Below are 13,731 nucleotides of genomic sequence, written 5' to 3'. Positions count from 1 at the left end.
TTCCTGAGCACGCCTTAGCGTGAAGCGGTGGCGACGCTCACCCGCTTCATCAGCAACATCCGGATCGGTGTGCGCCTGGGCGGCGCGTTCACCGGCGTGTGCCTGTGCATGCTGGTCGCGCTCGGCATCGGCCTGTGGGGGCAGAGCAAGGCGTCCGACGCCACCGGACGGCTCGCGGCGGCGGCCGACCTGCGCCAGGACTCCCTGAACGCCATGTACCGCACGGCCGATCTCAACGGCTGGCAGAACGGCTACGCGTTCGACGTGCTGCGCGGCGTGGCCGGCGCGGCCTCCGACTCGGTCGGGCAGCGCAAGAACTTCATCGCGGCGACGGAGAGCTTCCGGCAGGCCCTGGCCACCCTGCGGGCCGACCAGCTCGGCGGCGACGAGGGCGCCTCCATCGACACCGCGGAGAGCGCCTTCGCGGAGTACATGAAGGTCGACCAGCAGGTCGTCGAGCTGTTCCGGGCGGGCACCGCGAGCGGCCGCGACCGGGGCAGCGACCTGGTCGCGGGCGCCGCCAACGAGCAGATGTCCAAAATCATCGGCACCATCGAGACCCTGCTGGCCTCGGCCACCGCCACGGCCACGGCGGCCGAGAAGGAGGCCCACTCGGCCGCCTCCACCGCGGCCACTTTCATGATCGTGGCCGGGCTGCTGGCGCTGGGCCTGGCCGCGATCCTGGCCGTGCTGGTCACCCGCAGCATCACCGGGCCGCTGAGCCAGACCGTGGCCACGCTGCGCGAGGTGGCCGACAAGAACCTGACCGTACGGGCGCCCGACGGCAGCCACGACGAACTCGGCGTGATGGGCCGGGCCGTCAACAGCACCCTCGAAGTGCTGCTGACCGCGTTCGGCCGGATCAGCGACAACAGCCGCACACTGTCCGGCGCCTCGCAGGAGCTGAGCACCGCCTCGGCCCGGATCGCCGCGGCCGCGGCCGACGCGTCCGGGCAGTCCGACCGGGTCGCCTCGTCGGCCGAGGAGGTGTCGCGCAGCGTGCAGACCGTGGCCGCCGGCACCGAGGAGATGAACGCGGCCATCCGCGAGATCTCCGGCAGCGCCAGCCAGGCCGCGGCGGTGGCGGCCAGCGGCGTGGACAGTGCCCGCCGGGCCGGCGAGACGATCGGCCAGCTGGGCCGCTCCAGCGCCGAGATCGGCGAGGTGGTCAAGCTGATCACGGCCATCGCCGAGCAGACCAACCTGCTCGCCCTGAACGCGACGATCGAGGCGGCCCGGGCGGGCGAGGCCGGCAAGGGCTTCGCCGTGGTGGCCAGCGAGGTCAAGGACCTGGCTCAGGAGACGGCCAAGGCGACCGACGACATCGCGGCCCGGGTGCAGGCCATCCAGCACGACACCACCGAGGCGGTCGCCGCCATCGACCAGATCAGCCACATCATCGAGTCGGTCAACGAGCACTCGACGACGATCGCCGCCGCCGTGGAGGAGCAGACGGCGACGACCGCCGAGATGAGCCGGAACATCGTCGAGGCGGCCACCGGCTCGGGCGACATCGCGTCCAGCGTCACCGGGGTGGCGACGGCCGCCCAGGTGACGTCGGCCGGCGTCGACGAGGCCCAGCAGACCGCCCACCGCCTCGAGGAGATGTCGCGCGAGCTGCAGGGCATCGTCGACCAGTTCCAGATCACTTCACAGCGCTAGACCTGCTCTCCAGCCCTAGAGCGACGATCAGGAGGACCGCGCCGACCCAGCCGGCCGCGCCCAGCCTCTCCCCCAGGATCAGGACGGCCAGCGCCGTGCCGACCAGCGGTTCCAGCAGGGCCATGAGCGCGGCGGTGCCGGCCGCGCTGGTCCGCAGACCCCGGAAGTACGCGGCATAGCCGAGCGCCGTGGGGCCGACGCCCAGGGCCAGCAGCAGCGCGATCGAGGCAGGCGTGACCGTGAAGCTGAGGCCACCGGCGACGGCCAGCGGGGCGAGGGCGATCGCGCCCAGCGTGAAGCCGACCCCGGTCGAGACCAGTTCGTCCAGGCCCTCGACCGGGCGGGCCGCGACCAGGGTCATGGTCGCGAAGCCGGTCGCCGCCAGCAACGCGAAGCCGCCCCCGGTGAGCATCCGGCCAAGGTCAAGACCGTCCGCCGGTACGCCCACCAGCAGGCCCAATCCGGCCAGGGCGAGCACTGCGGTGGCGACGACCTTCGGGGTGAGCCGCCGGCGCCCGGTGACCGCCTCGGCGAGCAGCACGAGCACCGGAGAGGCGCCGATGGTGAGCAGGGTGGCCAGGCTGACGCCGGTGCGGGCCACCGCGGCGAAGTAGGTGGCCTGGAACTCGGCGGCCAGCAGGCCGAGCACGACGATGCGGGTCCAGGCAGCCCGCCCGCGGGGGAACTTCTGCCGGGTGACCACGAGGAAGGCCACCAGCAGCAGGCCGCCCACGCCGAGCCGCCCGGCGGCCACCCCGAGCGGCGACAGGCCGCCCTCACGGGCCAGCAGAGTGCCGGTGAGACCGCCGGCACCCCACAGGAAACCGGCAACGATCAGATACGGAAGCCCGTTGGCCGCACGGGTTCGCGGGTATTCAGAGACAAGCACGAGTTATCGCTCCAGCTTCTGCGACGAAGAAGAAAAGTGGTCGCGGAAGCGGGACGTGCTGAAAAGGTGCGCCGATGCGCGGCGGGCCCGAGTCAGGGCCGGACGCGACGAGGCCGAGCAGCCGTCCCGCTCAGAAGCGGGGCGGCGAAAACGCGATAGGGCGACGCATGCGGCCATAGTAACGGTCCGCTCCCGACCCCACGCAGAGGGTGCACGCCCCACGAGACCCGAGCCACAACCACAGCCGCAGGTACGCGTAAACCGTGCGCGAAAGGCGAGGCCGAGCCACCGCAGGGCCTGGACCGTGCGCGAAACGCGGGGCTGAGCCGCACGAAGGTGTGAAGAGTGCGCTTTACAGGAAAACCACGGCCGCGGGTGAAGGGTGCGCTCCGAGCGAGGCTGCGCCCGATGGCTCGTACGAGATAGGAAGCGTGACCAACATCGGTAGCGTCAGCGGAATCGATCAAACACCGGCTGAGTTGGGGAAATCGTGAAGAAGATCGGTTTCTTGTCTTTCGGGCATTGGCGGGATGCGGCCGGGTCGCAGACACGCTCTGCCGCCGACTCGTTGTTGCAGACCATTGAACTGGCTGTGGCGGCGGAAGAGCTCGGCGTCGACGGTGCGTTCGTGCGGGTTCATCACTTCGAGCGGCAACTGGCGTCGCCGTTTCCGTTGCTGGCGGCGATCGGGGCGCGGACGTCGCGGATCGAGATCGGGACCGGCGTGATCGACATGCGGTACGAGAACCCGTTCTACATGGCCGAGGAGGCGGCGGCGGCCGACCTGATCAGCGGGGGCCGGCTGCAGCTGGGGGTGAGCCGGGGGTCGCCGGAGACGGTGCTGCGCGGGGCCGAGGTGTTCGGCTATGTGCCGCCGGAGGGCACGAACGCGGCCGATCTGGCCCGGTCCAAGACCGAGATCTTCCTGCAGGCGATCTCGGGGGCGGCCGTCGCTCGCACTGATCCGGCCCGGACGGGGATCAGCGGCGGGCTGGCCATCCAGCCGCAGTCGCCGGGGCTGCGCGAGCGGATCTGGTGGGGTGCGGGCACTCGCGCGACGGCTCAGTGGGCGGCCGGGATCGGCATGAATCTGCAGAGTTCGACGCTGCTGTCCGAGGACACCGGCGTGCCGTTCGACGAGCTGCAGGCCGAGCAGATCGCGCTCTACCGGCAGGCCTGGGCCGACGCCGGCCACGACTGGGAGCCGCGCGTGTCGATCTCGCGCAGCGTGCTGCCGATCACCGAGGAGATCGATCGGATCTACTTCGGCGGGCAGGAGAACGAGGACCAGATCGGGTTGCTCGAGGGGGTGCGGTCGCGCTTCGGGCGCACGTACGCCGGGGAGCCCGACAAGATCGCCGAGGAGCTCGCCGCGGACGCCGCCGTCCAGGCCGCCGACACGGTGCTGTTCACGGTGCCCAACCAGCTCGGCGTCGCCTACAACGCGCGGATCCTCGAGACGATTACCAAGCACATCGCCTCGGCCATCGGATGGTCGCCCGCGTAATCTGGACGGCGATGACGGAATCCGGCGTCGACAACCTGTCCGCGATGGAACCGGTCGCGGTCCGCCTCCACGCGCCCTCGCCCGACTCGTTCCCGGTCCCGTTCCCGGTGATCGCGCTGGTCGCCTCGGCCGGCGGGGTCGAAGCCCTGGTCCGGGTGCTGGCGCCGCTGCCGGTCGATCTGCCCGCCGTTGTGCTCGTGGCCCTGCATCAAGACCCTAACCGGGCTAGTCAGCTGGCCGAGATCCTGCGCCGGGGCACCCGGCTGCGGGTCGACGTGGCGGCCGACCAGATGCTGATGGAACCGGGTCACGTGCTGGTCGTGCCGCCCGCCCGGCACCTGCTGGTCACCTCGGAGGCGCGGATCGGGCTGATCCCGACCGGCGCGCTGCCTCCGGCCCGGCCGTCGGCCGACCTGATGCTGTCGACGCTCGCGGTCACCTGTGGCACCCGGGCGCTGGCCGTCATCCTCACCGGCATGGGTCACGACGGCCAGGCCGGCGTGCACGCGATCGCCCACTGCGGCGGCACCGTGCTGGCGCAGGACGTGGCCAGTTCGGCATTCTCGGCCATGCCGGCCGCGGCCGCGATGACCGGCCGGGTGCACAAGGTGCTGTCTCTCGACGCGATCCCGGAGGCCATCCTCAAGCACGTGAGCTAGCTCACGTGGCACGATGCCTGGCATGACCATGCCGGCGCGGCTGTGGCGGGCCGGGATCAGCCTCGGCACCGCGCACACGGTGACGATGCTGCGCGCGCCGGGCATGCCGCCCCGGCCCGTCCTGGCCGGGGGCTCCCCGCTCGTGCCGTCCTCGGCCGATCCGGTCTATCCGGGACACCGCGATCCACTGCACGCGGGCTCGCTGCTGCCGCAGCACCTGGCCCGGATGGCGGTCGAAGTGCGGCGCGCGGCCGGTGCCGAAACCGTCGAGACGACCGTGGCCTGTCCGTCCGAGTGGGACAGTTCGCGACAGGCGGCCCTGGCTTCGGCTGTTTCGCGGGCCGGGCTGAGCGGCGTCCAGGTTGTCGGTGAGGCGGTGGCGGCCGCGGCCGCGCTCGGTGATCGGCTGCCGAGCGGCGGGACGGTTCTGGTGGTCGACGCGGGGGCCAGCAGCTGCGATGTGGGGCTGGTCCGGCGTACGGACGACGGGTACGACCAACTGGCCTTCGAGACGCTGGACGGGACGGGCGGCATCCGGCTCGACACCTGCCTGGCCGAGCTGGCCGGGGCGTGGATCGCCGGGCACGACCGCGGCGTCTGGCACCGGCTCGAAGACCCGCTGACCGCGGTCGACCGCGCGGCGCGGCTGCTGCTGTGGGAAGAGCTGCGGGCGTTGAAGGAGCGGCTGTCGATCGAGGAGTCGGCGTCGTTCACCGTGCCGCTGGCCGACACCGAGCTGACCGTGACCCGGACGGAGTTCGAGGCGCTGGCCCAGCCGATCCTGGCCCGGGTCGCCCGGACGGCGGCCGGGATGGGCGGGGCCACGACGCTGCTGCTGGTCGGCGGGGGCAGCCGCATCCCGCTGCTGTGGTCGCTGGTCGAGGCGGCGTCCGGGCTGGCCGCGGTGACCGTGAAGGAGCCGGAGCTGGCGGTGGCCGAGGGCTGCGCGCTGCTGCCCCGGGACTTCGCGGCCGCGCCGGTCAGCCCGCCGGTCGCGCCGGTGTCGCCGCCACGATCCCCGGCGCCGCAGCCGCTGGTGGCTCCGGCGGCTTCCGTGCGGTACATGGCGGGCGACGGAGAGCCGGTGTCGTTCGGGCTGCCCCGGCAGCGGCGGGTGCTGATCGGGACGGCGCCCAATGCGGATCTGCGGCTGGCCGACTCGTACGCGAGCCGGCGGCACGCCGAGATCAGCCCGTCCGGCGGCCGGTTCTGGGTGGACGACCTGGGCAGCACCAACGGCACGACCGTGAACGGGCGGCGGTTGCAGGGGCGGGAACCGCTGCGGCCGGGCGACGTGATCGGGATCGGGCGGACGCGGCTGGAGTTCACGGACACCGACTCGCCGGCCGTGCCGCGCCCGGTGCGGTCCACGCCGCCGGAGCGGAGCCGCGGCGGCTCGATGACGTTGCTGGCCACGGGGGCGGGACTCGCGGTGGCCGGGGTCGGGTGGTGGCTTATTTCGACGTACGCGGGAATGGTTGTGGGTCTGAGCGCGATGACCGTGGGACTCGTGCTGATGGCGGTGGGCGTGGCCCGGCTCGCGAAGGGGTGACCGATGGACGTGCGGCTCGCGCGCGACACTGACGCGGACGACGTGCGGCGGCTGGTGGACGAGGCGTTCACCCACTACATCCCCCGGATCGGGCGCAAGCCGATGCCGATGGAAGCCGACTACGCCGAACTGGTCGCCCTCGGACGCTGCTGGGTGGTGGACGGCGACGCCGGCCTGCTCGGGATGCTGCACCTGGAGACGTCCGACGACCACCTCGAGGTGGTGACCATCGCGGTGGCGCCGTCCGGGCAGGGGCACGGGGTGGGCGGACTGCTGCTGGCCTTCGCCGACGAGAAGGCGCGGGCCTTGGGGCTGCCCGAGGTGCGGCTCTGCACGAACGAGGCGATGACCGAGAACATCGCCTACTACCCGCGGCGCGGATTCCGTGAAGTGGGGCGTTCGACCGAGCAGGGCTTCAAGCGGGTCTTCTTCGCGAAGCGGCTCTAGTCCTTGCCGAAGTCGAACTCGAAGGTGCCGGCCTCGACGCGGGCGATCAGCTCGGCGACGTCGGCCGACTGGCGGAACGTGGTGTCCCAGCCCTCGCTGGCCAGGCCGGCCAGCAGCACGGGCGACGGATCCTGACGCAGGTCGAGCACCAGCTGCTCGCGGGAGCCGTCGCCGCCGACGATCGCGATGCCGGGGTGGGCGGCCACCGAGTCCTGCCAGGCGGCGTGGATCTCGAGCATCTCGCGCGGCGTGTGCAGCCAGACGTACGCGCCGCTCTCGGCCTGCCAGCCCCGGCGGAACCAGGACGGGGACTGCAGGTATTCGCGCCAGGCGGCGGGCAGCGGCCGGCCGAGCGCCTGTTCCGCCTCGGCGAATTCGTCGTCGGCGACCGGGCCGCGATAGTCCGCCTCCTCGACGATCGCGCCGGCGATGTGCTTGTTGAACTCGTCCATGTCGGCGGCGGGGATCCGGACGACGGTGTCGTGGTCGCCGAGGTAGGCCCGGTCGACCTCGAAGCGGGTCACATAGGCCGGGTTCTCGCGGGCGAGCCTCGTCGCCCGGCGCCGGTCGAGCACCGCCTCGAGGTCGCGGGCCGGCCAGGCGCGCCAGCCCGAGCCGGCGACCTCGTCGAGTTCGGCCTGTCCGGTCGCGCGCCAGAGCGTGACTGTGGTGTCGATACCGCCGACTCTACGCTGGTCACCACCGCCCGTCCCGGGGCGCGGGCGCGAGCCGGGGGCGGGGACGGTTAGATGGGTGCGGACTCGCAAACCATGGAGGTTTGAGCATGCCGACGCCGTTCACTGTGGCGCGGGCCGAAGACGGTCTGCTGGCGCACTTTCCCGACATCGTGAAACTGGCCGACGGCCGCCTGCTGGCTGGCTACCGCGAGGGCACCGCCCACGTGCGCTCGGACGGGCGGCTCACCCTGGTCGAGAGCGCCGACGGGGGCGAGACGTGGTCGGAGCCGAGGGTGGTGGTCGACGGGGAGTGGGACGACCGTGACCCCAAGCTGGGGGTGCTGGCCGACGGCACCGTGCTGCTCAGTTACTTCGTCATCAACTGGAGCACGAATCCGCCGCTGCACTCGACGTACGGCACCTTCGTGCGCCGCAGCACCGACGGCGGCCGCACCTGGAGCGACGACATCCCGGTCGGCACCAACATGATCCACGAGAACGGCCGCTACCACCCGGCCGTGCCGACCTTCGCGTGCTCGCACGGCGCGGCCACCCAACTGCCCAACGGCGACGTGCTGCTGCCGCTGTACGGGCGGCTGCCCGGCCGCAAGTGGATGCAGGCGACGGTCGTGCGCAGCACCGACGGCGGTCTCACCTGGCCCGCCGAGAGCGAGGTGCTGCTGGCCGAGGACGAGGCGGGCGGCGTCCACTACCAGGAGCCGACGCTGACCCTGCTGGACGACGGCGAGCTGGTCGCGCTGATCCGGACCACCGAGAACCGGGCGTACATCACCCGCTCGTCCGACAACGGCCACACGTGGACCGAGAAGCAGCCGACCGACATGCCGGCCCAGTCGCACCACGCGCTGGCCCTGAGCTCGGGCGAGGTGCTGGTGACCTACGGCGACCTGTCGTCGCGCTGGGTCGAGCACCGCGAGACGGTCGGGCGGCTGGTGCGCGACCCGCGGAAGACCTGGGACGGGTACGAGGATGTGCAGCTGTACGACTCGGGGCACTCCGACCAGGCCAACCCGTCCAGCGTCGAGGTTGAACCGGGCCGGTTCCTCACTTTGGGCTTCGACGTGAACGAGGCCACGGTGATCGGCTTCTTCACAACAGCGGCGGATTACCGCTCCTAGGCGCCGAGGCAGACGAAGCCGGTGCCCGCGGCCGCTCCGGCGAGGGCGGTCGCAGGTTCCTGGCCGGCGGCCAAAGCGCGGTGGAAGCTCACCATGGCATCGTGGGCGGCGCCGTCGGCCACCCGGGCGACGCTGGCCACCACTGTCGCGGTACCCGCGGCCAGCAGGGCGGAGGCCAGGCCGAACGTCTCGTCGCCCGGGCGCACCTCGGTCAGGCCGAGCTCACAGCTCGACAGGACGACCAGGGGCGGCGGGCTCTGCAGGCGTTGCAGGTCGTAGCCGAGCAGCGGGCCGCCGTGCAGGTCGAGCGCGGAGAACAGGGCGTTCTCGGCCTCGTGGCGGCCGTGGGCAGCGATGTGAGCCAGGCCGGCGCCGTCCAATGCGGTCAGGGTGGCGGCGGTATCGCCGGCGAGCACGGTTGCGCCCGGGTACAGGTTCGCTATGTCGGCTATTTCGGCCTCGCCGCGCTGATTGCCGGGGCCCGCGACCAGCGCGACCGGACCCGGCCGCCGGGTGCGGGCCGCCGCCACCCACGTGGTGGCGGACGGCGCGACGGTGACCGGGCGGCCCGCGCAGAACGGCAGCAGCGCCCACGGCGCCGTCATCAGGACCCCGGTCGGGACGACGACGAGCGCACGGTCGCCGACGAGCGAGGCGATCGGGTCGAGCACGGCCCGTTGCAGCGCCTCGGCATCGTGCCGGGTGGTCGCGGCTACGGCAGCCGCCATCCGCGACGGCAACGCCCGACCGGCGGACGTGTCGAGGTCGGCCCGCAGGCGCAGCACCGCCTCCTCCGCGGCCGCCCACTCCCCCAGCCGCACGACGATCGCCCGGGCCCGGGTCACGACCAGCGCCCGCAGCACCCCACCCGAACGGAGATACGCCACCAGGGCCGTCTCGTCTCCGAGGCGGCCCTGGACCGAGCCCAGCGGGGCCGGCGCCTGCGCGGACCCTTCAACGCCGCGCATCGACCAGGCGCTTTCCCGCACCCGCCTCTCGAGGGCTTCCACTCGCCCCCGCAACGCGGAGGTGGCCCGGCCTTCGAGTTGGGCGGCCCGCAGCGCGTACCGGGTCTGCCGCAGGTCTTCGAGGTACGCGGCCGCCGTCGGGTCGTCCGGCGGGCGTACGGCCGGCAGCAGGAGCGCTTGAGCCCGGCTCCGCTCGGACCACCGGTGCACGGCCGACGGAGAACCGCTCTCGAGGGCCGCCGCGAGCCCCGCCGCCGCCAGATCACGCCCATGGGCCGAAGCGCCTGTCTGCAGATCCAGGCAGCCGAAGCGGGCCCGATGCCGTTGCAGGGTGGCCATCCCGGCCGCGAGCTCACGGTCGGCGTCCGCCGGCTTTCCGGCGGCACGAGCGAGTTCAGCCCGGGTCAGCCGGCGCAGCAGTCGCGTGTCCAGCCGGTCGAGGCGACGGCCGGGGGCCACCGAACCGGCGACGAGATCGGCGACCCGCGCGTCCTCCTCCAGGCCGAGCTTGCGCAGCGAGGCAGCCAGACGGCGAGCCGTCCGGACGTCCGGCGGCCCGGCCCGCAGGACGACCAGTGCGGCCAGCGCCGCCCGTCGCCGGTTCCCCCGCCGTACGAAAAGGACTCGGCACTCGTCCGCCCAGGCCGCCGCCGATTCAGTTCGCCCGGCCAGGAGAGCTGCCTCGGCCCGCACCTGCAGCGCGTCGGCCACCGTGTGTTCCTGCCCCTGAGCGCGGGCCTGCTCGACGGCCGAGCCCAGCTCCCGGTCGGCCTCGCGGAACAAGCCGGCCGCCACCAACGCCCGTGCCCGTTCGATCGCCAGCGCCGGCAAGCGTCCCGGGGCCATTTCCTCGTACGTCGAACGAGCCGAAGCAAATCCGCCGAGCGCAGCCGGCAGGTCCCCGGCGACCACGTCCAGGTACCCGAGGTTGACGGTCAGCAGGGCCACGGCGAACGCCATCTCGCAGGCGCGGGCCAGCCGCAGCGCGTGCTGCAGGTCGGCGCGGGCGGCGGCCACCCGGCCCGCGTCCAGGTGCACGAGGCTGCGGTTGTTGAGGGCCTTGATGAGATCCAAGGGCTCCCCGGCTGCGGACAGCCCGGCGATGGCCTGGTCGAACTCGGGCAGCGCGCGCTCGACCCGGCCGTTGCGATGCAGGAGCACGGCGCGCTGGGCGTGCAGCACGGCCCGGTCCGGGGGCGGCAGCAACGGCTCGGCCTCGTCGAGCAGGCGGAAGCCCAGATCCACCCGGCCCCGCTCGCTTTCGGCCCAGGCCAGCGTGACCAGCACCCGGCCCCGTACGGGATCGGACGCGACCAGCCGCAGCGCCGCCCGCAGCCGGCGCACCGCCAGCGCCGGCCGTCCGTCCTCGCTGGCCTCGACCCCGGCCGCGTAGAGCCGGCCGGCCCGGCCCTCGAGCTGAGTCACAGCACCAGCGATGGCGTCACCACCCGGGCATCGCCGTTGTCGCCGTGCACGAGCAGCTGGGCCAGCCCGTGCGGCACTTCGTCGAACACGAACCGGCCGGTGGCGTCGGCCGTCACGGTCCGCAGCGGGGCCGGCTCGGGCTGCCGCAGGTCCACTTGCAGCGCGGCCCCGGGGGCGAGCCAGCCGTCGATGCGGACGAGGTTGTCGGGGCGCTCGACCACGGTGATCATGACCGAGCGGCTGTCGGCGTCGAACGTGATCGTGCGCGTTCGTTCGCCGGCCGCCCGCGCGCCGGAACCGGCCAGGGTCTCCTCGGCCAGGTGGGCCACCTCGGCCTCCAGCGAGCCGAGGTCGATGGCGAACAGCACCCGCTCGTCGAGGTCGGCCGGGGGCGGGTCGAAGCGGGCGATGCGCTGCAGGATCTCGGCGTCCACGGGGTCCATCAGGCACCCCAGGCCGGGTCGGACAGCAGCATCTCGCGCAGCTTGGCCAGGCAGCGGCCGCGGGTCGGGCCGATGCTGCCGTGCGGCATCCCGTACGCCTCGGCGATCGCCGAGTAGTCGGGCCGGGCCACCTGGGCGACGATGCCCAGCAGCTCCCGGCAGCGCTGCGAGAGCCGGGCGAAGTGGCTCCACAAAACCCGGTCGCGCTCGTCGGTGAGCAGCCGCTGGTCGGGCGGCGGGCCGGGATCGGCCAGGCCGTCGAGCGCGATCGCGCCGTCGGGCAGATCGCGGCGGCCGCGTTGCTGCCGGTGCCAGGCCTCGCGGCGGGTGGCGGTGATGAGCCAGGCGGTCACGGCCCTCGGCGTGCGGATCTCGTGCAGCCGCCGCAGCAGTTCGAGCCACGACGTCTGCACCACGTCGGCCGCGTCCTCGGCCGTCAGCCCCTGCCCGCGGGCGACCCGCCACAGCACCGGGTTCAGCTCACGCACCAGCTCGTGCAGCGAGTCGCGGTCGCCGTCGCGGGCCCGCTCGAGCAGCGTGCCCAGCCGGACGTCAGACATGGCCGCGGTCGACCTGCGGGCGGGCCAGATCGGCGGCGAAGGTGGCGGCCGCGAACGACGTGCCGCTCCACTTCACCCAGCGCCCGTCGGCGCCGTTGGGGTCGGTGCCGGGCAGGATGCCGAGCACGTCGACGCCGTCGCGGTAGCGGTCGACCCAGTCGCCGTAGTTGCTGAAGTCGGCGTGGTAGCGGCCGAAGCCGGCGCCGACGGCGAGGACCGAGTCGGATCCGGCTGGCATCACCTTCTTGTCCTGGTGGTCGTTGCCGGCCGAGGCGACCAGCGGGATGCCGGCGTCGGCGAACGGTTTCATCGCCGCCTCGACCTCGGTGAACGGGTCGGTGTCGTCGGGTTCGCGCCCGAACGCCATGCAGATCACGTCGACCGGGCGGCCGGCGGCCGGGTCGGGGCCGGTCAGCCCGGCGTACTCGGCCAGCCAGTTCAGGGCCTCGGAGATGCGCGACTCCTGCACCTTGCCGTGCTCGTCCATCACCTGCAGCGAGAGCACCCGCGCGCTGGGCGCGGCGGTCCGGATCAGCCCGGCGATGAAGGTGGCGTGCCCGGCGTCCCGGCCGGGACCGGCGCCCGGAGCGAACACGGGCAGCATCCGCGGGAACGGCCGCGGCCAGTCGGCCTCCTCGGCGTGCACGACGAACGGATCGCCGGTGGTGCCGACGTCGATCCACGGGTGCTTCTCGACGCCGGTGTCGAGCAGGGCGATCACCGGGCGGCGCAGGCCGGCGGGCAGCTTCTCCCACGGCGGCCGGGCCGGCTTGTCCTTCTCCAGCATCGTCAGCTCCGACCAGGTGAAGCCGTGGCCCCAGTGCTTGCCCATGAACTCCACGCCGCCGACGTGCAGCTTGTCGAGCCGCAGGTCGTGGCCCGAGCCGTGCAGCACGTCGAACGCGGCCACGGCCTGGCCGTCGCCGACGGTGACGATCCGGCGGGACCCGGCGGTGCGGCCGGGAGCGGCGATGAGCGGGCCGAGGCCTTCCTTCTGCAACTGCACGTTCAGTTCGTCGACGGCGACGCCGGGGCCGATCGTCAGAGTGTCAGCGCTGTATCGGTCTGCTTCGAGCTTCGTGTCAGCCATGTCAGGCTCCGGGAACGAGAGGTTGGGGTACCCGTGACGGGTCATTGCGGAGCGCGCAGATACCCATCGTTCCCACCCCGGCCGACCCGCACAGTCAGTCGATCGGCTGGACCCTAGGCGTCGGGGAAGACCTGTTCCACCATCGTGAGCAAGGTGGCGGCGAGCAGGCGGTGCACCTGGGCCCGGGTGAGCACGCCGCGCTGCAGCCACTCGCGGGCGGTCGAGACGGCCAGGCCCACATAGGAGCGTGCCAGGGCGTGCAGCGCGGGGCTGGGCTTGGGCTCTCCGATCGCCTGCAGCACGGCATCGGCGGCGGCGTCGATGGCCTCGGCGATCACCCGGTCGACGTCGGTGTCGCCGGCCATGCCGCCGGCCGTGATGGCGGCCAGCCAGGATCGGCTGTGCCGGGAGACGACGTCGAGGTACCAGTCCACGATCGCGTCGACCCGGGTCGGCAGGGTGCCCGCGGGCAGCCCGGTGATCGCGACCTCGGGCACGGTCAGCATGACCCGGATGACGTCGAGGTACAGCTCTTTCTTGGTGCCGAAGTAGTGGTTGACCAGCCCGCGGGCCACCCCGGCGGTGCGGGCGACGTCGGTCGTGGACACGTCGGCGTAGCCGCGTTCGCCGAACAGCCGCACGGCCACCGACAGGATCTGCTCCCGCCGCGCGTCCGGTTCCAGCCGGCGGCGCGGTCCCGCCTGCACACTCAC

Annotated in this window: 13 protein-coding genes; 6 read left to right on the top strand and 7 right to left on the bottom strand. The window is 73.0% G+C overall.

Features of this window, described 5'->3' with window-relative positions; genetic code table 11:
* The first annotated feature begins 27 nt into the window (after nt 1–27).
* A complete protein-coding gene (locus tag OWR29_RS44415) occupies nt 28–1,662 on the top strand; it encodes a methyl-accepting chemotaxis protein (RefSeq protein ID WP_267569676.1) in 1,635 nt (544 codons plus the stop codon).
* Here OWR29_RS44415 and OWR29_RS44410 read toward each other — a convergent pair.
* Nucleotides 1,646–2,551 (bottom strand): DMT family transporter, encoded by a 906-nt coding sequence (locus tag OWR29_RS44410; RefSeq protein ID WP_267569675.1) that lies wholly within the window; start codon nt 2,549–2,551, stop codon nt 1,646–1,648. The genes OWR29_RS44415 and OWR29_RS44410 overlap by 17 nt on opposite strands.
* Nucleotides 2,552–3,041: 490 nt before the next feature.
* On the opposite strand from OWR29_RS44410, the gene OWR29_RS44405 reads away from it, so the two are divergent.
* The 4 genes from OWR29_RS44405 to OWR29_RS44390 are packed head-to-tail and all read left to right on the top strand — an operon-like array spanning nt 3,042 to nt 6,716.
* Entirely contained in the window at nt 3,042–4,058 is a 1,017-nt protein-coding gene (locus OWR29_RS44405; protein WP_267569674.1) for an LLM class flavin-dependent oxidoreductase, read from the top strand.
* An 11-nt stretch (nt 4,059–4,069) separates the two neighbouring features.
* Nucleotides 4,070–4,717, top strand: a complete 648-nt coding sequence (locus OWR29_RS44400) for a chemotaxis protein CheB (RefSeq protein WP_267569673.1) — start codon at nt 4,070–4,072, stop codon at nt 4,715–4,717.
* A 22-nt stretch (nt 4,718–4,739) separates the two neighbouring features.
* The gene (locus tag OWR29_RS44395) at nt 4,740–6,269 is read left to right on the top strand and encodes an FHA domain-containing protein (protein WP_267569672.1); all 1,530 of its coding nucleotides are present in this window, start codon (nt 4,740–4,742) and stop codon (nt 6,267–6,269) included.
* 3 nt (nt 6,270–6,272) lie between these two features.
* Nucleotides 6,273–6,716, top strand: a complete 444-nt coding sequence (locus tag OWR29_RS44390; RefSeq protein WP_267569671.1) for a GNAT family N-acetyltransferase — start codon at nt 6,273–6,275, stop codon at nt 6,714–6,716.
* On the opposite strand, the gene OWR29_RS44385 is transcribed toward OWR29_RS44390, so the two are convergent.
* The gene (locus tag OWR29_RS44385) at nt 6,713–7,483 is read right to left on the bottom strand and encodes an SMI1/KNR4 family protein (protein ID WP_267569670.1); all 771 of its coding nucleotides are present in this window, start codon (nt 7,481–7,483) and stop codon (nt 6,713–6,715) included. The two genes, OWR29_RS44390 and OWR29_RS44385, sit on opposite strands and share 4 nt — an antisense overlap.
* A 17-nt stretch (nt 7,484–7,500) precedes the next feature.
* Here OWR29_RS44385 and OWR29_RS44380 point away from each other — a divergent pair, with 17 nt between their 5' ends.
* Nucleotides 7,501–8,532 (top strand): sialidase family protein, encoded by a 1,032-nt coding sequence (locus tag OWR29_RS44380; RefSeq protein WP_267569669.1) that lies wholly within the window; start codon nt 7,501–7,503, stop codon nt 8,530–8,532.
* Here OWR29_RS44380 and OWR29_RS44375 read toward each other — a convergent pair.
* The 5 genes from OWR29_RS44375 to OWR29_RS44355 all read right to left on the bottom strand — a co-directional run bounded on the left by OWR29_RS44375 (nt 8,529) and on the right by OWR29_RS44355 (nt 13,731).
* Complete coding sequence (locus OWR29_RS44375; protein ID WP_267569668.1) at nt 8,529–10,925, bottom strand: CHAT domain-containing protein; 2,397 nt, start codon at nt 10,923–10,925, stop codon at nt 8,529–8,531. The two genes, OWR29_RS44380 and OWR29_RS44375, sit on opposite strands and share 4 nt — an antisense overlap.
* A complete protein-coding gene (locus OWR29_RS44370; protein WP_267569667.1) occupies nt 10,922–11,368 on the bottom strand; it encodes a hypothetical protein in 447 nt (148 codons plus the stop codon). Before OWR29_RS44370 ends, OWR29_RS44375 begins: the two co-directional genes overlap by 4 nt.
* Nucleotides 11,368–11,928, bottom strand: coding sequence for an RNA polymerase sigma factor (locus OWR29_RS44365; protein ID WP_267569666.1), 561 nt, complete (start codon nt 11,926–11,928; stop codon nt 11,368–11,370). Before OWR29_RS44365 ends, OWR29_RS44370 begins: the two co-directional genes overlap by 1 nt.
* Nucleotides 11,921–13,018 carry a S8 family peptidase gene (locus tag OWR29_RS44360; RefSeq protein ID WP_267569665.1) on the bottom strand — a complete coding sequence of 366 codons (1,098 nt, stop codon included), beginning with the start codon at nt 13,016–13,018 and terminating at the stop codon, nt 11,921–11,923. The genes OWR29_RS44365 and OWR29_RS44360 overlap by 8 nt, the downstream gene beginning before the upstream one ends.
* A gap of 113 nt (nt 13,019–13,131) precedes the next feature.
* A complete protein-coding gene (locus OWR29_RS44355; protein WP_267569664.1) occupies nt 13,132–13,731 on the bottom strand; it encodes a TetR/AcrR family transcriptional regulator in 600 nt (199 codons plus the stop codon).

Source organism: Paractinoplanes pyxinae, assembly GCF_026626335.1.
In the GTDB taxonomy this organism is placed as follows: domain Bacteria; phylum Actinomycetota; class Actinomycetes; order Mycobacteriales; family Micromonosporaceae; genus Actinoplanes; species Actinoplanes pyxinae.
This window is presented reverse-complemented; position numbering and strand designations above follow the sequence as displayed.